The organism is Paenibacillus allorhizoplanae (assembly GCF_927798215.1).
Taxonomy (GTDB): Bacteria; Bacillota; Bacilli; order Paenibacillales; family NBRC-103111; genus Paenibacillus_E; species Paenibacillus_E allorhizoplanae.
The window spans coordinates 139,679-160,443 of the sequence record NZ_CAKMMW010000004.1 but is presented as its reverse complement, the minus strand read 5'-3'; the positions used below and the strand labels follow the sequence as shown (position 1 = coordinate 160,443).

General features: G+C 45.8%; 11 protein-coding genes and 1 pseudogene. All 12 read left to right on the top strand.

Features of this window, described 5'->3' with window-relative positions:
• Positions 1–70 precede the first annotated feature (70 nt).
• The 12 genes and pseudogenes from L6I86_RS09485 (at position 71) to L6I86_RS09430 (ending at position 20,761) form a co-directional block, all read left to right on the top strand.
• Positions 71–1,030 (top strand): ABC transporter permease, encoded by a 960-nt coding sequence (locus L6I86_RS09485; protein WP_476739354.1) that lies wholly within the window; start codon positions 71–73, stop codon positions 1,028–1,030.
• An 18-nt stretch (positions 1,031–1,048) separates the two neighbouring features.
• The gene (locus tag L6I86_RS09480) at positions 1,049–1,945 is read left to right on the top strand and encodes a carbohydrate ABC transporter permease (protein ID WP_236286588.1); all 897 of its coding nucleotides are present in this window, start codon (positions 1,049–1,051) and stop codon (positions 1,943–1,945) included.
• 41 nt (positions 1,946–1,986) lie between these two features.
• Positions 1,987–3,645: an ABC transporter substrate-binding protein gene (locus L6I86_RS09475; protein WP_236286586.1), complete on the top strand. Its 1,659-nt coding sequence runs from the start codon at positions 1,987–1,989 to the stop codon at positions 3,643–3,645.
• A gap of 91 nt (positions 3,646–3,736) precedes the next feature.
• Entirely contained in the window at positions 3,737–4,567 is an 831-nt protein-coding gene (locus L6I86_RS09470; RefSeq protein WP_236286584.1) for an AraC family transcriptional regulator, read from the top strand.
• Positions 4,568–4,750: 183 nt separating this feature from the next.
• Positions 4,751–8,074, top strand: a complete 3,324-nt coding sequence (locus L6I86_RS09465; RefSeq protein ID WP_236286582.1) for a discoidin domain-containing protein — start codon at positions 4,751–4,753, stop codon at positions 8,072–8,074.
• 172 nt (positions 8,075–8,246) lie between these two features.
• A pseudogene (locus L6I86_RS09460) lies at positions 8,247–9,407 on the top strand (family 8 glycosyl hydrolase); the annotation flags it as partial.
• A complete protein-coding gene (locus L6I86_RS09455) occupies positions 9,405–10,775 on the top strand; it encodes a discoidin domain-containing protein (RefSeq protein ID WP_236286924.1) in 1,371 nt (456 codons plus the stop codon). The pseudogene L6I86_RS09460 and the gene L6I86_RS09455, both read left to right, overlap by 3 nt.
• 203 nt (positions 10,776–10,978) lie before the next feature.
• A complete protein-coding gene (locus tag L6I86_RS09450; protein ID WP_236286580.1) occupies positions 10,979–14,110 on the top strand; it encodes an OmpL47-type beta-barrel domain-containing protein in 3,132 nt (1,043 codons plus the stop codon).
• Positions 14,111–14,307: 197 nt separating this feature from the next.
• Complete coding sequence (locus L6I86_RS09445; protein ID WP_236286578.1) at positions 14,308–15,258, top strand: aldo/keto reductase family protein; 951 nt, start codon at positions 14,308–14,310, stop codon at positions 15,256–15,258.
• 26 nt (positions 15,259–15,284) lie between these two features.
• Entirely contained in the window at positions 15,285–17,081 is a 1,797-nt protein-coding gene (locus L6I86_RS09440; protein WP_236286576.1) for an alpha-L-fucosidase, read from the top strand.
• A gap of 33 nt (positions 17,082–17,114) precedes the next feature.
• Positions 17,115–18,161 (top strand): glycoside hydrolase family protein, encoded by a 1,047-nt coding sequence (locus tag L6I86_RS09435; protein ID WP_236286574.1) that lies wholly within the window; start codon positions 17,115–17,117, stop codon positions 18,159–18,161.
• Positions 18,158–20,761 carry a discoidin domain-containing protein gene (locus L6I86_RS09430; protein ID WP_236286572.1) on the top strand — a complete coding sequence of 868 codons (2,604 nt, stop codon included), beginning with the start codon at positions 18,158–18,160 and terminating at the stop codon, positions 20,759–20,761. Before L6I86_RS09435 ends, L6I86_RS09430 begins: the two co-directional genes overlap by 4 nt.
• Positions 20,762–20,765: the final 4 nt, after the last annotated feature.

Sequence of the window (20,765 nt, the reverse complement as noted above, 5' to 3'; positions counted from 1 at the left end):
TAGTATGTTCGCCTTCTCTTGAAAACGTATCATGAAGATAACAAAAGAGAGGAGGAGACTTGGCGTGGAAATCGTCCGTAAAGTGACCAGCTCACAAGGCAAAGTAAAAATCAAATTCGGAAGTAAGCTATTCACGAATATCAGAAAAGTTCCTCAATTGTATGTATTATCCATCCTGCCTATCCTGTACATTCTCATCTTTAAATATATACCGATGTACGGTGCAGTCATTGCCTTTCAAGATTATGTGCCTCATAAAGGTTTTTTTGGGAGTGACTGGGTTGGATTGAAGCATTTTAAAAACTTTTTTAACTCCTATGAATTCTGGAAGGTGATCAAAAATACACTTGGCTTAAGCTTTTACAGCTTGCTTGCAGGGTTTCCATTCCCGATCCTGCTGGCGCTTTGCTTAAACTACGTGAATCGGTCTTTTGTCAAAAAATCGGTGCAGTTGATTACCTACGCCCCGCATTTTATTTCGATGGTCGTGATGATGGGGATCATTATCCAACTGCTCGATCCCAAAACCGGTATCGTCAACATGATTATTGCGCAATTGGGTTTTGAGAAAATCGATTTCTTCGGAAATCCGGACAACTTTAAGTCGCTGTATGTCTGGTCAGGTATTTGGCAAAATGTAGGCTTTGGCTGTATCATTTATTTAGCCGCTTTGGCTGCCATCGATCCTTCTCTGCATGAGGCCGCTGTCATGGACGGTGCGAGTAAAGTTCAACGCATGAGGCATGTGGATATTCCCGGGATTTTGCCCGTTGCCGTTATATTGTTGATACTTAGTGTTGGGAATTTAATGGATGTTGGTTTTGAAAAAGTGCTGTTGATGCAAAATCCACTGAATCTCAGTTCATCTGAGGTTATTGATACCTATGTGTATAAGGTGGGTCTGCTCTCTACGGGAATTAAATATTCCTACGCTTCCGCGATTGGATTGTTCACTTCTGTCATCAACCTTATTTTATTGTACACCGTCAACAAAGCAGCCAAAAAATTAGGGCAAACCAGCCTGTGGTAGAGAGGTGCAAAGAAAAGAATGAAGTCGACCCGAATTCAAGAATCCAGAGGCGATCAACTATTTAATATCGTGAACTACACGGTGCTTTGCCTCTTTACACTGTCTGTCTTATACCCGCTCATTTATGTGCTCAGCGCTTCCTTCAGCTCATCAACGGCCGTTATTTCAGGAAGAGTATGGTTGTGGCCTGTCGATATCACGTTGCAGGGATATGAAGCCGTATTCAAGAACAATCGCGTTTGGGTTGGGTTTGCCAATTCATTGTTCTATGCGGTTGTAGGAACCATCATCAATGTGATCATGACTCTGATTGCAGCGTACCCTTTGTCACGTAAGGACTTCTATATTCGCAATGGGGTAATGGCTCTCTTTGTATTCACCATGATGTTTGGCGGAGGGTTAATACCTAACTATCTCTTGATTAAGGAACTAGGCATGCTTGATACCCGCTGGGCGTTGATTATCCCAGGTGTCATGAGCGTCATGAGTGTCATCATTGCAAGGACGTATTTCCAAACGACGATTCCCGATGAAATCCTAGAAGCCGCACATCTGGATGGGTGCAGTGACTATAAATTTCTAGTGAAAATCGTGGCACCCTTATCAGGACCTATCATTGCTGTACTCTCGTTATTTTACGCAGTAGGACATTGGAATACCTATTTTGCCGCTCTTCTTTATTTGAAGTCACCGGATTTGTTCCCCCTTCAAATCATTCTGCGTGAAGTGCTTGTGAAGAACACCTTCGATGAAGAAATCATCACGGATGTCGTAGGTGCAGCACAACGAGAAGGTATGAGAGAACTTCTCAAGTATTCATTAATTGTTATTGCGACAATTCCGGTTTTAGTTGTTTATCCATTTATTCAACGTCATTTCGTCAAAGGAATGATGATTGGTTCACTAAAAGGGTAAGCTTATATACATTTTACAGATAAATAAGGGAGGATTTTCACATGCAAAGAATGAAGTTGTGGGGCCCAGCGATCAGCCTAATCTTAAGTGCAACAGTGGTGCTAAGCGGTTGTAGTAAAACATCAGATACGAGCTCTGAGGCTACGAAGCAACCAGATTCAACAGCAGCAGCACAGAACGAAGTCGTAAATCCACCGGGCGTGCTTCCGATTACCAAAGAGAAAACGACACTTAAAGTATTGTCGCGAACGAATCCAGCGGTAGAAAATTTTGCTACGAACGAGTTTACTAAATGGCTGGAAGAAAAAACGAACATTCATCTCGAATGGGAAGTGGCAAGCGATCCCAAACAGAAGTTAAATATTTCTCTTGCAAGCGGTGACTATCCGGATGTTTATTTAGGATTCAACATTGATCAAATCCAATTGACCTTATATGGCAAAGACGGTGTGTTTATCCCGCTCAACAAACTGATCGATAAATATGGCGTTGAATCTAAAAAAATGTTTACATCACTCCCGTATACGAAAGAACTTTCTACTTCACCAGATGGCAACATTTATGGTCTACCGTCAGTTAACGAGTGCTTTCACTGTACACAGCCTACCAAATTATGGATTAATCAGAAGTGGCTCGATGCGGTTGGTATGAAGATGCCAACAACGACAGATGAGTTTTATCAGGTATTGAAAGCGTTTAAGGAGAAAGACCCGAATGGCAATAAAAAAGCGGATGAAATCCCGTTTATCGGAGCCAACATTGCCAACTCTTACATTGATACTTTCCTCTTGCAAGCCTTTATTGACAGCGACCGCAATATGCAGTTTATGAAAGACGGCAAAATAAACGCAGCCTTTACGCAACCGGAATATAAGGAAGGGCTTAAGTATATCAACAAGTTGTTCAAAGAAGGCTTGGTTGATCCTCAATCATTAACGCAGGATCGGAATCAATTAAGGAAATTGGGTGAAAATCCAGACAATGTGATCTTGGGTGTAGTTGCGGCACAACATCCGACAATCTTCAACACATTGGAGGGAACACGTTGGTTGGATTACGTTGCTGTGCCACCTTTAAAAGGTCCAAATGGCGTCCAAGCATCCAAATACATTCCACAAAGTATCACATCTGGATCCTTTGTGATTACAAACAAAGCCAAAAACCCGGAAATTGCCATGCGCTTAGCTGATTTCCTTTACTCTGAGGAAGCCACCAATCGTGCCATTCTGGGCAGACCGGACATGGAATGGAAAGTAGCTGGTCCTAATGAGATCGGTATCAATGGCAAGCCTGCCAAATATACGTTAATCGGTAATACTGCTCCTGGAGCAAAGAATGCAACTTGGGGACAAGTGGGTCCTTCCCTGCGTACGAACGAGTGGCGTTTAGCACAGACGGCTGATCCGAAAAATCCGCTGGAAGACATTTTATATAAAGAAACACTGACGAAATACGAGCCGTATAAACCGGACCCTAAAAAGATGATTCCGGCCTTAAGCTTCACAAACGAGCAGACGGATGAAATCGCTAATATTAGCAAAACGATTGATGATTATCGGAAAGAATCAACCGCGAGAATGATTATCGGGGACTTGGATATTGATAAAAAATGGGACGAATATTTGAAAAATTTGGATAGTATGAAACTGCCGAGGTACTTGCAAATCTACCAACAAGCATTCGATGCAAAGAAAAAATAAAGGGAAGTCCTTTAATGACCAATGGGAACTATGCTCCGCCTGCCTTATGGCAGGTGGGGCTTTTCTCAATTCGATAAAGGATGTGGAAGCCGTGCCCATAACAAATCACATGTTGTATCATCAGCTTTCCGATTTAAGAGTGAAATTACTATATGCGAAGCATTCCGTATGTACCCAGGACTGGAAACATCTCAATTTTGTTCCCGCTTACAATAAATTCTATTATATTTGTGAAGGCGAAGGATGGATCCAAATTGACGGAACGCTGTATGAACCGAAGTCTGGGCAATTGTTCTTCGCTCCAGCAGGGGTTAACCAATCCTTTTCGGTAACAAACGGTCCACCGTTTACCATGTACTGGTGCCATTTCACATCCAATATCAGTTTCAATCAACTCTTTCGATCGATCGGGATGCCCCATATTATTACTGTGGAGAATAGTTCGCGCTTGTTGGGTTATTTCGAGGAGTTGATTATCAATCGAGGTCATGTTGGACTGACATCTTCTATTAAAATCCAGGCATCCTTGCTTGAAATGATGGCTATTTATATCGACGAAGGATGGAAGGAAACAAAAATAAATATCACATTTTCATCCGTGAACAAATTGGTTAGCACAATCAAATACATTGATGAGAATTTGGACAAAGAATTGACCATTCAGGAGCTATCGCAAATGGCACATTTTCATCCCAATTATTTCATCCGATATTTTAAAACACATTTCGGCGTCTCGCCAATGCGGTATATTTACGATCGAAGGATGGAGAAGGCCAAAGAACTACTCATGTACGCATCCTTCTCTGTGACTGAAGTGGCTTATATGACAGGCTTTCAAGATGGCTCCTATTTCTCGACCTCCTTTAAAAAACATGTAGGCATGTCACCATCCGATTATCGTCAGGTTTATCAACTAGGTTAGTTTAACAAAAAAAGTAGTTAGTAACACTTATTCCTATTTTTGTGAAAACGCTTTAATATGAGTGGGTGAATGAATAAGGAGGTGCGATATCTCCAATTAATGATGTTGCATGGCATGCCATGAAGTCGAGCATGATGTCAGCAAATACCCCAGCCGATGGGGATGTGTAAAGAGGGTTGTATAATGTCAGCTTTCATCATTTCTCACCTCAAGAAGAAGCATTATGGTTTTACTTTTTCCCAAAAACAACTGATTTTATTTGGACTCATGTTCGCTTTTCTCATTGGTATGTTCCAGGGAAACCATGCCTCAGCCGCCGGGCCAATGGTGGTTGATAGTTTCGATGGTCCCATCACACAGAACGAAATTAATTCCTTCAAAACCTATATTCAGACGGTGGAGCCTGTTGTCTGGCCCAACACCGGCTCCATGCAAAGCGAATATGCGCAAGGCAAAAGTGGTGAGAATATCAAAGCGATGGGTCTCATGTATGAGCTAACGAATGATACTGAAATCCTCGACCGTATGATCTATTTCTGCGACGTGCTTCTTTCCCAGCGTAACGATATCCTTCCTGCCCCGTACGGGCAACGCATGGTGTGGACCAACACGATTGCGCCAGTATGGCCGGGGAATAATACCGGTACGGCTACTGCTGATTCAGCCAATGGAGACTCGATTGGTCATCTTGCCTACTGTGGCAGACTGATCCTCCAGACTCCGGCACTTGCAAATACCACCGTTCCAATTGGCGATGCTTATGGACATGGCGCAACCTATGTTCAACGTGCAAATACTTTTATTACAGAGGCCGATTATGTAGTTAGCCAATTCCTTTTTCCGAAGCTGTTAGATCTTTCGAGGGGGAATAAACTGTATTTCCAAACGCAATCGCCTTACATGCCTGGCGGGGTATTTCCGTGGAATCAGCAGATGATGATCACCTACGGCCTGCAGAATTTGGCAGCGGCTCATGCGATTAAAGGAGATAATCCTTCTCTCGTTACGCAATACGACGGGATTGTTCAGACGAATCTCAATTGGTTTTTCAGCGATAATTCAGCCAAACAAACCTATACAGACAGTAAAGGAAACACAGCCTATAACTGGGGCTATAATCCGACCCTACTGGGAGGCGAAGATTCCAATCACGGCGCACTGGATATATCAGGCTTTTATCGAGCGTTTCTAATCGGTCGTTATGGTATTACAGCGTCGATGATGACGCCATTTGCCAACATGTATGCCGACGTAATGATGAGGGGACCTGGTGATTACGCGGGTCGAGTTGACGGAACGGACGGAACGGGGCATGGTGCGCCGACGACTTATCCGCGCAGCGGCTATCTCCAATTAGCAGCGCTCCGCCCAGATGTTTATTACACGTTGGCCAATGCGACCATGCCTAATATGACAAGTACAACGATGGCTTCATTCGCCCGTATTATGTATGTGAAAAACCAAAGATACACGGGCAGTGATACGCAAGCACCGACGGCACCGATCAATTTGACCGCAACCGCAGCATCAAGCAGTCAAATCAATTTGAGCTGGACGGCTTCTACAGATAATGTGGCTGTTAGTGGTTATAACGTCTATCGTGGTGCTACATTAGTCGGTACTTCTACAACGACATCCTTCAGCGACACAGGACTCAGTGCTTCGACGGCCTACAGCTATACGGTAAAAGCTAAGGATGCAGCAGCTAATGTATCAGCAGCAAGCAACACAGCTAGTGCAACAACATTGGTCTCATCTGGCAATCTCGCATTGGGCAAAACTTACAGTGCCTCCACCACATGGAGCACATCTTACTTGGGGGATAAAGCCTTTGATGGAGATGCAGCGACTCGCTGGTCAGCATCGAGTGGTTCCTTTAACAATCAATGGATTAGTGTTGATTTCGGCTCACCTGCCACGTACAACCAAGTCGTGATTAAAGAAATTTCGTTCCCAAGGGTCACGGCATACAAGCTCCAGTCTTCGGCGGATGGAACGACCTATACGGATATAGCTGGAACGACAGGTACGACAATCGGTTCAAATAAAACAATTAACTTTTCTAATGTGAGCTCCAGATATGTAAGACTGTATATCACTTCAGCCAGCAACATACCGAATATCGAGGAGATGGAAGTGTACGGCACTAGCGGAGCAGATACAACTGCACCATCAGCACCGTCCAATTTAACAGCAACTGCGGCATCAAGCAGTCAAATTAATTTGAGCTGGGCAGCTTCGACGGACAATGTGGGGGTAACGGGCTATAACGTCTATCGTGGAGCCACTTTGGTCGGATCTGCTACGACAACCTCCTACAATGATACAGGACTCACTGCTTCAACAGCCTACAGTTATACGGTAAAAGCAAAGGATGCAGCAACTAACGTTTCAGCCGCAAGCAATACAGCCAGTGCAACGACGCAAGCGCCTCCAGATACCCAAGCGCCAACAACACCGACGAGCTTGACAGCAACGGCAGCATCCAACAGTCAAATCAATTTGAGCTGGAGTGCTTCGACAGATAACGTGGGGGTAACGGAATACAATGTATACCGGGATGGCACATTAGTTGGCTCTTCAACATCGCCATCATACAGCGATACGGGACTTATTGCTTCGACCGCATACAGCTATACGGTAAGAGCAGAGGATGCAGCAGCTAACTTGTCCGCAGCAAGCAATACAGCGAACGCAACGACGCAAGCTGGCGGGGGCAATCTCGCATTGGGCAGAACGTACAACGCATCTACGACATGGAGCGCGACTTATCCTGCGGCAAATGCATTTGATGGCAGCTCAGCTACCCGTTGGTCAGCATCGAGCGGTTCCCTGAATAATCAATGGATCAGCGTAGACTTGGGTGCCGCTACCTCTTTCAATCAAGTCGTTATCAAAGAAATTACTTTCCAGAGGGTAACGGCTTTCAAGCTTCAGTCCTCGAGCGACGGCACTACCTATACTGATATTGCAGGCACAGCTGGCACAACGATCGGTGCTAGCAAGACGATCAACTTTACAGGTGTAAACGCTAGATATTTGCGGTTATATGTAACCACTGCCAGTGCCGTACCAACAATCGACGAAATAGAGGTATACAATAACGCAGGGAATCTGGCATTAGGCAAAACGTATAACGCGTCTACGATATGGAATGCTTCTTATCCGGCTGCTAATGCCTGCGATGGAGACACTTCCAATACGTCCCGCTGGTCAGCGTCGAGTGGTTCTCTGAATAATCAATGGATCAGCGTCGATTTCGGTGCCGCCACCACATACAATCAGGTAGTGATCAAAGAAATCACGTTCCAGCGAGTAACGTCTTACAAGCTCCAGTCATCGAACGATGGCACAACCTTTACGGACATTGCTGGAACATCGGGAACGGTAATCGGGACAAATAAAACGATCAACTTTTCCTCCATTTCATCCAGATATATGCGACTTTATATCAGCACGGCAAGTGATACTGCGACGATAAACGAGATGGAAATATTTAATCTGTAATTCAATTGTCTCTTTTATCTGCGAACATACTTGAAGTGGAGGTATTAGCATGGATGAGATCCAAGTAAGACGTGTCAAAAATTTGATGAACAAGTGGTCAATTGCTGTGATATGCGTTACCCTTTTTATGGCACCCATTCTTTCGCCGGCTTTCGAGCAGAGTGCCCATGCGGCAGGTGAGCAAAAGCCTTTTCCACAACAAGTCAGCTATCCAGGGATTACAAAACCTGATCATATTTCGCAGTCTCAAATGAATACAGATGTCGCAGCTTATTATAATTCATGGAAATCAAGCTATTTGAAAAACAACTTGTCCTCCTTGCCTGGCGGTTACTATGTGAAAGGGGAAATAACTGGTGACGCAGATGGGTATGTACCACTAGGTTCTTCTGAAGGTCAAGGATATGGCATGGTCATTACGGCGTTAATGGCAGGCTATGACACCAATGCAAAAGCGATTTATGATGGGCTATTTAAGACAGCTAGAGCTTATAAAAGTACACAAAATCCCAACTTGATGGGGTGGGTAGTGGCAGATAACGCTGGCGCACAAGGACATTTTGATTCGGCGACAGACGGGGATATGGATATTGCTTATTCCCTGATTCTGGCTCATTATCAATGGGGATCAGCAGGAACGATCAATTACTTAGCGGAAGCCCAAAAGATGATTACGGACGGAATTAAAGTCAGTAATGTTACAACCAATAATCGATTAAACTTGGGCGATTGGGATGGCAAAAGCGTTTTGAATACGAGACCGTCTGATTGGATGCTCTCTCATTTAAGAGCCTATTACGACGTTACAGGTGATCAAACTTGGTTGAATGTCATTAACAATCTGTACAGTGTTTACAGTTCGTTCAGCACTTCTTATTCGCCAAGTACAGGGCTGATTTCGGACTTTGTTGTCGGTAATCCTCCGCAGCCAGCTCCCGCCAATTATTTGGATGAGTTTCCTGAAACGAACGAGTATAACTACAATGCGGCACGCGTACCGCTCCGAATCGTTATGGATTACGCGCTCTATGGAGATGCGAGAGGAAAAACAATCGCTGACAAAATGGCTGTTTGGATTAAGGGGAATACAGGCGGTAATCCAAACAATGTGAAAGACGGTTATAAGTTGGATGGAACTGTGACTGGTTCAGCTAGCGGACCAGCAGGCGTTTTCGTCTCTCCATTCATTGCAGCAGCCGTTACGAACAGCAGCCATCAAGCCTGGATCAATGCTGGATGGGATTGGATGAAAAGCCATAAAACAGGCTACTACGACGAAAGCTATACGTTGTTAAACATGCTTTTCATCTCAGGTAACTGGTGGAAGCCAGTGGCAGGTAGCACACCGGATACACAAGCGCCGACAGCACCAACGAATTTGACGGCATCGGTCATATCGGGTAGTCAAATTGATTTGAGCTGGGCGGCTTCAACAGACAATGTAGGCGTAACGGGCTACGATGTATATCGTGGAGCTGCTCTTGTTGGTTCTTCGGCGACAACTTCATACAGCGATACGGGACTTATCGCATCGACAGCTTATAGCTATACGATCAAAGCCAAAGATGCGGCAGGAAACTCATCCGCTGCAAGCAATACAGCAAGTGCAACGACGTCATCTTTGTCGGGGAATCTCGCTTTAGGTAAAACCTATAGTGCTTCAACGACATGGAGTGCATCTTATTTAGGTGGAAAAGCGTTTGATGGTGATGTTGCGACTCGCTGGTCAGCATCGAGTGGTTCCTTTAACAATCAATGGATTAGTGTTGATTTCGGCTCACCTGCCACGTACAACCAAGTCGTGATCAAAGAAATTTCGTTTCCAAGGGTCACGGCTTACAAGCTCCAGACCTCTAACGACGGTATCACTTATACAGATATCGCCGGCACGGCAGGTACGACAATCGGCGCCAATAAAACGATTAACTTTGCGAGTGTGAGCTCCAGGTATTTAAGACTGTTTATAACCACAGCCAGCAACATACCGAACATCGACGAAATGGAAGTATATGGCCCAAGCGGAACAGATACAACGGCACCAACAGCACCGACAAATGTGACAGCAGCGGCAGCATCAAGCAGTCAAATCAATTTGAGTTGGAGCGCTTCGACAGATAATGTGGGCGTAACGGGGTATGATGTCTATCGTGGCGCTGCCTTGGCCGGATCTTCGACGACAACTTCGTTTAGCGATACGGGACTCACCGCATCGACCGCATACAGCTATACGATAAAGGCGAAGGATGCGGCAAGTAATGTTTCTGCTGCTAGCAATACGGTCAGCGCAACGACTTTGGCAGCAGGGGGCAATCTTGCTTTAGGCAAAATATATAGTGCCTCAACGATATGGAATGCGTCATATCCTGCCGCGAATGCGTTTGATGGCGACATCTCGAATACCTCTCGTTGGTCCGCATCCAGTGGTTCCCTGAATAATCAATGGATTAGCGTCGATTTCGGTGCTGCCGCCACGTTCAATCAGGTAGTGATGAAAGAAATCACGTTCCAGAGGGTAACTTCTTACAAGCTGCAGTTCTCGAACGATGGCACAACCTATTCGGATATTGCCGGAACATCAGGAACCGCGATTGGTGCTAGCCAAACAGTTAACTTCTCTCCGGTGACTTCCAGGTACCTGAGGCTGTATATCAACACGGCTAGCGCGGTACCAACGATTAATGAGATGGAAGTGTATAATTAATAAACACATGAACGACTACATAGCCTTAATAGGTTATGTGGTCGTTTTTTCGCATAGGAACTTAGTTACGTTCCATGATTAATGGATAATCATAATTTTGTTGAATAGGTGCTTAAAAAACTAGTATGCGAGCAAGTACAACAAAAACTATGATAAGTGATGTAAGCGATTACAATTAATCACGAAAATAAGGAGGGTACATAATGTTAGCTGCAATTCCAGCGAAAATGACAAAAGGATGGCGTAAATTATTAGTCTCATGCTTGGCGATTACGCTAAGTTGCTCGGGAATATGGGCTCCTTTAACGCCAAACGCATCTGCTGCCACAGGGGCGCCCATGGTGGTTAACAGCCTAGACGGTCCTGTTACGCAAGAGGAGATTAATTCGTTTAAGCAATATATCTTATCTACTTCTGTCGGTGTGCCGGTTAGTAATATAGGCAATGATTTCGTCTATGGTCCTAGCGGTCAGAATGTAGAAGCAATGGGCTATATGTACGAAATTAGTGGAGATCAAGCCATACTCGATCGGATGATTTCATTTAGCGAGAATATGCTTTCTGCTAGGAATAATCCAGTTACCGGCCGTGTTTTATGGAATGGAAACAGGGAGCTGGCATGGCCAAACAAAAAGGTTGGCGAAGTTAATAGTGATGGCTTGCTCATTGATGGTTATTCAGGCAGCGAGAATGGCGATGTGATCGGACACATTGCATATAGTGCGAAACTTATTCTTCAGAACAAGTCATTGTGGAACCAAGTTGTTCCTTATGGCAATGGCTTGCTATACGGTGAGACGTATTTGCAACGCGCGAAATCATACATTACCGAGTTAGATAAATCCATGGATACGTATATGATCCCGAATTTCGTGAAGCCAGATACATTGCGCCAGTATTGGCCGAACGATACACGGTGGAGTACCACAGGAAGTGGAGCACCTAATTCCGCTATTCCTTGGAATCAGCAAATGATGATCAATAACGGTTTTATGCGTTTGGCGGAATGTCACGAACTGTTAGCGGACGATCCAACTAGAGTAGACCTCTATGACCGCATTGTCCAAGCGTCGATCGATTGGTTTACGGCTTCCTTACAGCCCTACCAAGTGCAAGGCCACGATGTGTATAAATGGTGGTATGTAGCTGACTACTTCGGCAAAGTCGAGGACGCCGACGGGGTTCATGCGGCGAATGATATCATGGGCATGACAAGGGCATACGATCGTGGGAAATATGGCGTTACGCAAGACACATTAATCAAGCTCGCCAATACGATTCGATATGTAATCTCAACTGGCACAGGTAATTTCTATTGTAAAGTGGATGGACTTCCAACAAGCTGTACATTGACAAATCTCTGGAGTGAATATCTGCATATTTCACCTTACACGACGGATTCAACCGTCTATAAATTGCTTGCAAATCCCTACTATATGAGCACGGTATTAACCAGTCCCATCTATTTTGCCCGCATTATGTGGGTGAAAGACCATACGAGCTGGACGCGTCAGGTTGATGCTGATTTATCTCCAACGTGGGAAGCGGAAAGTTACGCGAGCAGGACTGGTTATTTTACAAGAGGGGCTTGTGACACATGCTCCAAAGGCGCTTTCATGCAATCTCCTGAAGAGGGGGCAGCCTCATTAACGTATGATTTGAATGTAACGCATGGCGGCAGTGTGTACCTACATGTGTTAGGCTCCTCAAGTGGTGCAGCTGAAGGAAGCCTCCAGGTATCCGTGAATGAAGGGACTGAAGTCCATTTGCCTACAACTGCGGGATCGACTTGGGGATGGACGACGGCCGAACTGCCTTTTGTACTAACAGATGGATTCCATGAGGTTCACATAAAGTCGCAAGGAAACGGTGCCCTGCTGGATAAGCTCGTTTTGTCTAAGAGCCCAACACCGCCAATTGAATCATTATTGCCAAAATTAACGGATATTCAAATTAATGGCCTATCTATCGCTAATTTCTCGCCTTCGACGTATACCTATTCAGTTGCGGTGCCGTTGGGTACGAAAGTCATACCAACAATCAGCGCTGCGAGCGATCATATTGTGGAGATTGCGCAGCCGCAGCAGTTGTTCGGAACAGCTGTCGTTACCGTGAAGGATCGACAAGATCCCTATTTGCAAGCTAAATATGAGGTGCAGCTGACGGGTTACCCTATTTACGGTGAGGTGCCGGATCGCTTCATTACCTACCCGATCCAGGCTGTGTCGGCTAGCGCAGGTTATCATGCGAGCTTCCCACCGGCGAGTGCAATCGATGGAGATTTAACAACCCGCTATGCTGCCAAGGGAATTACACATTGGATCCAATTTGATCTAGGTGTAGTGAAACCTGTACGTTCTGTACTTCTTGCATTCCTGAAAGGGGATGTCGACAAGTATAACTTTGATTTGCAGGTATCGGAAGATGGCGTCAGCTGGAAGACTGTGTTTAGCGGGAAAAGCAGTGGCAAGACTGCGGGATTAGAGATTTTTCAGTTTGGGAAAGAGAACGCGCGATATGTTAAATACAACGGAAAGGGCAACTCCAAGGATACGTGGAACAATATGAATGAAATTTATATTGGCGGAGATTCGGATGTGACCGCGCCAGCCACGTCAGATGATGTGGGAAGCGGATGGCACAAGGATACACAAACGGTTCACCTCACTGTAACGGATGGAGGAAGTGGCGTTGCACATACGTATTTCAGTGTGAATGGCAGCCCTTATTCAGAGGGGACCGTTATTCAGGTCGATGGAGAAGGTGAAAATGAACTTACGTACTACAGCGTAGATGCTGCTGGTAACGAAGAAGCTCAGAGGGCAGTAACGATTCGATTGGATCGAAGTGCTCCTCTTATCACCTCATCAGTCTCCATGGCTGTTTACGCAACAGACACCATTCACTTGGACTTTAGTATTACAGATGCCCTAAGTGGCGTTGCCAATCAAACGATTCAACTGGACGGCAAACCGATTGATCCACCCTATGTCATTGAACCGATGTCACTTACACGGGGGGACCACGTAATTTCTGTTACTGCGACAGATCGGGCTGGCAATTCAACAACGCAGCAATTTAATCTGCAAGTTCAAATGGACTTAGATCACTTGGACGAAGTCATAACGATTGCGAAACAAAAAGGTTGGATCAAAAATGAAGGCATCTACAGAGGATTAATGACCTTAGTTAACCTCATTCAGAAGGCATCCAAACTAGACCTTAATCCAAAGCTATATGCACTACAAGCACTTATTCAAGCGCAAAAAGGCAAATTCATCGAGGAATCGACGGCAGTACAATTGCTGGATTGGTTAAAAGCTTTACAGAATTAATAGTGAAGATCGCGAACAAGAACCATCCAGGTGAACGACCTTGGTGGTTCTTTTTGTCATCATCAGTGCTCCATCATAAAAAAAGACATAGGGGTATAAGTATGAACAATGACAAAGGGAAACAAGGATAGTAACATCGAGTCGGAGGTCGTTTTATTCTCATTTAGTATAGCCGTGTATGATGGGGAGGTTCTAACATGCAGTACAGACGATTAGGCAACAGTGGCTTAAAAGTAAGTGAACTCAGTTTAGGCAGTTGGCTAACCTATGGTGGAGCGATCGATGACAAACAATCGGAAGCTATTATTGATAAAGCCTACGAGTTGGGCATAAATCTGTTTGATACAGCGAACGTGTACCACAATGGAGAGGCAGAACGTGTGATGGGCAGGGCACTGTCCAAGTATCCAAGGGATTCCTACGTGCTAGCAACCAAGGTATGTGTGCCCATGGGTGACGGACCTAATGACCGCGGATTGTCCCGTAAACATATTAGGGAGCAATGCGATGCCAGCTTGCAAAGACTCGGTGTGGATTACATTGACCTGTATCAGTGCCATAGGTACGACACGGATACTCCGCTGGAAGAGACACTATGTGCGTTGGATGATCTGATTAAGCAAGGGAAAGTACTTTATACCGGTGTCAGCATGTGGAAAGCTGAGCAACTGCTTGATGCCGTTTATATGGCTAAGGCGCTGCGATTACATCCAATTATCTCAAACCAACCCCAATATCATATGTTTCGGCGCGGCATCGAAAAGGAAATTGTCCCCTTAAGTGCAAGGGAAGGGATCGGGCAGATCGTATTTTCTCCGTTAGCTCAAGGGATATTGACAGGTAAATATAAACCGGGAATGCCGTTCCCAAGCGATTCAAGGGCAGCAGATCCCGAGCAGAATGGCGCTATTTTTCAACTGATGAAGGATGAGCAGCTAGGTAAGGTGGAGGCGTTAAAACCCATCGCAGAGCGCAATGAATTAAGTGTGGCACAGCTAGCATTGACATGGATTCTGCGGCTGGACAATGTTGCTAGTTGTATTATAGGTGCTTCCCGCCCCGAACAAGTGGAAGAGAATGCTAGGGCGTCGGGGGTCAAGCTATCCGAAACGGATTTATTGGAGATTGAAGCGATATTACAGGCATAGGCTATCGCAGAAAAGGGGGAACTACCATGTCGACGAAGGATCATCTCATGGATAATGCAGAAGCGAATAATCTACAACAGATTCGTTTCCAAGAGGAAGGGGTGCTGGCAGATGAACAGCGCGAGCAGCGAATAGCGTGGTGGCGCGAAGCAAAAGTAGGCATGTTCATTCACTGGGGATTATATTCGTTGCCCGGCGGTGTTTGGAAAGGTGATCCCGTGAATGCGGCTTACGCGGAGCATTTGCAGCTGAGGGCTCAAATTCCGATTCCCGAATACGAGCATATAGCCGATCATTTTCATGCTTTACGATTTGACGCGACTGCGTGGGTTCGGGCTGCGAAGGATGCTGGTTTGAAATATATGATTTTTACGGCGAAGCATCATGAAGGATTCGCCATGTACGATTCGCAAGTCAGTGATTATTCGATTGTTAAAGCAACTCCTTTTGGCAGAGATCCTGTGGCGGAATTAGCGGCTGCTTGTCAGAGCGAAGATATGGTTCTTTGCTTGTACTACTCGCACGCAATGGATTGGCATCATCCGGATTCCCAAGGAAACACATTGGATTATCCAGCTAATATTGGCGCTTATGATGCGCTCCACACCTGGGAGAAGGATGTTAACAAAAGCACCCGTTATGAGCGATACTTGCAAGAAAAAGCCTTCCCCCAAGTGAAGGAACTCTTAACACAGTATGGCCCTATTGGCATTCTCTGGTTTGATTGTGGTCATAAAATCACGGATAAACAGGGTAAGCAATTTGTGGATTTGGTCCATGAGGTACAACCAGGCTGTTTAGTCAATCGCCGGGTTCGTCGCGAGGGATTCGGCGATTATGAGAACACAGGTGATAATCAACGCCATATGCGAACACCAAGAAGAGACTGGGAATCGATCGCAACGTTAAATCATTCGTGGGGCTATAACCAAACCGACCAACAGTGGCGAAGTGCCGAAGATATCCTTCATGACATGATCCATGTCGTTAGTATGGGTGGGAATTATGTCATCAATGTAGGGCCAACGGGGGATGGAGAGATTGACGCGAAATCAATCGAATTACTTGGCGTCATCGGCACTTGGTTAAAGGTGAATGGTGAAAGCATATATGGCTCTCAAGGAAGTCCGATCGGTAGAACACCATGGGGCCGCTGTACGTTGAAAGGAAATACGTTATATCTGCACGTTTGGGATTGGCCTGCTCGCGGGGAGTTATTGCTGCCAGGTTTGCTTAATCCAATTCAAAAGTGTTACCTGTTGGGGGACTCGTCAAAACGAAGCTTCCCACATCAATTGTTGAATGATTGTGGTGATCATATCATCCACCTGCCTAGTGAAGCACTTGATCCAATCTGTACTGTAGTAGCTGTGGAATTCCAAGGAGAAATAGCTTCAAATCCAAAACAAGTCGTAGTTGCCAATGGTGTGTCTCATGTATTCGGGGTATTCGATGGTGAACTAACCGGAGAAACAATTCGTTATGATACGGGGAAAAAAGGGAGAGACAACCTTAAAAACTGGTCTTCCATGCAAGACTCGATCTCATGGGAGTTTTGCGTGATAAAGGGTGGCGCATATCGGGTTGCTGCTGTGTATGGGGCAGGTGATCCATCCGTTGGAGGACTCTTCGAGATTGCAGCAGGTGACAATAAGTTAGTAGCTAGCGTCATGCAAACAGGAGGGGAATACGAATTCCAGAACTATGAGATAGGGCCATTTTATTTTGAAAATTCAGGTGAATATACGCTGACTGTCCGGCCTCAAGCTATTTGCGGTGCTGTTTTAATGAACCTAAAAGAAATTAGATTGATGAGTGTCTAGCTAAAGAATAAACAATAGAAGGAGAGCGGTTGTATGCTTTACAATTTCATGCCTGCACCTGTGAACGGGGGCTTCCAAATGGAAGACTACTGGGTCTGGTGCGGATCCGTAGTTCAAGGCGAAGATGGCAGATTTCACATATTTGCCTCGAGATGGCCGAAGTCACTTCCGATGCATCCAGGTTGGCTTGTCCAGTCGGAAATTGTACGGGCTGTTGCCGATCAGCCCGAAGGACCCTTTACGTTTCAGGAGGTCGTCCTACCTGCTCGTGGAGCCGAATTTTGGGATGGTCGCAGTACACATAATCCGCATATCGTTAAGCATAAAGACAAGTATTTATTGTTCTATATGGGATCGACGCATCCCTTTCCTGATCCGATTGCTGGTGATGGATACGACCTCCAAGATCCGCGATGTATTGTAGCGCGAGCGAACAAGCGCATTGGATTAGCAGTTGCAAACAGTGTTAACGGACCGTGGGAGAGACGCGATGTCCCTATTGTATCTACAAGGCCAGGGAAGTTCGATAGCTTCTTAACGTCCAATCCTGCACCATGTGTAGAGGAAGACGGTTCTGTGTTATTAATTTACAAAGCTAGACAATATGAAGGCCATGGCCATGGGAAGATGACGTTTGGCGTTGCGCGTGCGCCACATTATGAGGGGCCTTATCTGGTGATGAGTGAAGAACCACTATTCCCGCCAGACGTTCATCTGGAAGACCCTTTCATTTGGCGAACGGAGGATGGATATGAATTGATAGCGAAGGACATGGACGGGAATTTGTGTGGTGAGAAATACGGCGGCGTACATGCGTCTTCGACGGATGGCATGAATTGGCGAATCCATCCCTCACTCGCCTATTCCCGAAATGTGAGTTGGGATAATGGGGTCACACGCACAATGGGCAATTTGGAGCGACCTTTTCTATTCTTTCAGGATGGAAAGCCAACGCATCTGTTTGCAGCTACATCGGATGGTACCAAGGGTTTTCATGATGCCTCTCAGACGTGGAATATGGTAATTCCGATAACCCGTGAAGAATATCAACAGGATCAACATAAGGAGGTTGAGGAATGATGACTAGAACGGAAGTTGTAGGGGAAACCAATCTCGCACTAGCATGCGCGGTAACATGTAGTTCAGAAAGTGCGAATGGCGCTGGCAGTCAAGCAGTAGATGGTTCCGAGAGTACCTATTGGCAGCCATTAGGTTCTGATCAGAAGGATGATAACCTCGTCTGGTTAACGGTTGATCTTGGCCGGAATTTCTCGTTCAATAAAATCCAATTAAAGCTGGCGTCAGGCTTCATAAGTAGTTACCGTATCCGTTATTCTCATGACGGAGTAGCTTGGCGGGATGCGTATAGTCGGCAGACAGCTGTAGGCGGAATCCGAACGAAAGAAATAGCTGTTTTCCCGAGAGTTATCGGACGTTATGTATCACTGGATGTGATGCTATTTGATCCTGAACGGGATGTTCAACTCATCGATTTCGGCATATATGAACAGGCATCCATTCCGTCGGGTCCCTTGTTAGATCACCTTGTCTTTAATGTTGGAGGCATGGATTACGGTCAAGACGACACGCTAGCAATGCAAGTGAACAATCATGCGCAATTGGCATGGAGAGGGATTCTGACAGATGGCTCGGAGGCCGATTTGACGAAAGCGGAATTCGCGCTTAGCAGTAGCAACGAAAATGTGATGTCGGTAAATGAAAACGGCAAACTGACCAGTCATCAATCAGGTATCACCCAATTCCTAGCTGTTGTAAATTTAGATGGTGTGACCAAAGAATCTAGTTTCTTCGTCGATGTTTTCGATTCAACGGAGTGGGTGGTCGATCTTTCGTTAGAACATCCTTCATTAGTCTGCGAGACGGGGCAGCCAGCTTTCTTGGATATGGACAGCCCATTTCCAGCTTTGCATGTGCGAACGGCTGATGGGATGACTGTGCAAGTAACTTTAGTGAATGTAACTGCAGATCAGCAGATGTGGACACATCCAGCAACGAAATTTGCAGCGGGCGAGGCAGCAATATTTACATTTCCTGGCGAAGTGAGGGAGGCTGGACAATACCGGATAAACGCAGAAATTGAAGTAGAAGGTGGACTCACTTACTTTGATGCGTTTTATTTTACTGTCCAGAATCCTCAGATTTCGATAGATGGACAGAGTCGCATCGTTCATATAGGTGAGAATGGGAAACTGGCGTATGTGCCTGATTTCAAGGGAAATCAGATCATCGATTTCTCCAATTGCGGGTATGGTGGAGGTGGCGTAGCGATCCCTGAAATTGCACCCGTTATATCACTTGAACCCGTGGAGGGAGATAATACGACGCACATTCAAGACGCGATTGATCAGGTAGCAGCATTTCCTCGATCTTTGTCAGGGTTTCGGGGCACTATTCTACTAAAGAAGGGCGTCTACCCTATTGATGGTACATTGCGAATTATGGCAAGCGGTATTGTATTACGCGGTGAGGGTCACGAAGATGGCGGCACCTTGTTATATGCGACAGGGACGAAACAGCGGGATTTAATCGAGATCATGGGAGAATCAGCTCCATGTCCACTGACTGAATCACTAACCTCCATTACTGATCTGTATGTACCATCAGGTGCACGTACGATCCATGTGCAGGATGCTTCTTGTTATCGTGTAGGCGACACCGTCAAGGTGCTTCGATACGGAAATGAACGCTGGATTCATGCTATTGGCATGGATGCGATTCGGATGAGACCCGTTACAGGTGGAACTGTTCAATGGGCGCCATTCCAACTGGAGTTCGACAGAGTAATCACCCATATGGTTGGCAATTGCATCACGCTGGACGCTCCTATCGCGAATGCGATTGAAAGCCGCTGGGGAGGCGGGGCTATTATGAAATACGAGGATGAAGGCCGGATCGAACAGATCGGTATCGAGTATTTGCGGGTGGTTGTTTCACATGATCCAAGTATTTTGGATAGTAGAATCGACGGCAATGAGGGCACTGCAACCTACATGGCTGATGAGCAGCATGCAATTAATTGTATCTTCCTGGATCATGTCATAAACGCATGGGTACGCAATGTGGTTGGGTACCATTTCCAACACGCATTAGTGCAAGTTGGACGCGATACGAAATGGATTACCATTCAGGACTGCTCGGCATTCGCATTTATCAGCGTGATTACAGGAGGCCGTCGGTACCCGTTTCATCTCATGGGTGAGTTAACGATTGTTCAGCGAGCTTATACAGAAACCGCAAGACATGCCTTTGCAGTTGATGCGCGCGTTTCAGGGCCAAATGTATTTCTCGATTGCGAGTCGCAAAAGGATTACAACTCGAGTGAACCTCATCATCGGTGGTCAGTGGGCTGTCTCTATGACAATGTAAAGGGACGCATCCATATCCAGGATCGAGGGTGGTTAGGGAGCGGCCATGGATGGTCTGGGGCCAACTATGTTACTTGGAATACCTCGAACGAGTTAGTCTCCCAACAGCCTCCAACCGCCCAAAATTATGCGATCGGACACGTCGGAAGTCAAGGCAAGCCACTCCTCCCAAGTCCCTACGATCAACGTCTGCGCAAGGAAGCCTACTGGGAAAGCTTTGGAAGCCATGTGGAACCCCGCAGTCTTTATATCCAACAGTTACAGGATCGTCTCATACAGCCTAATCTCACATAAGGAG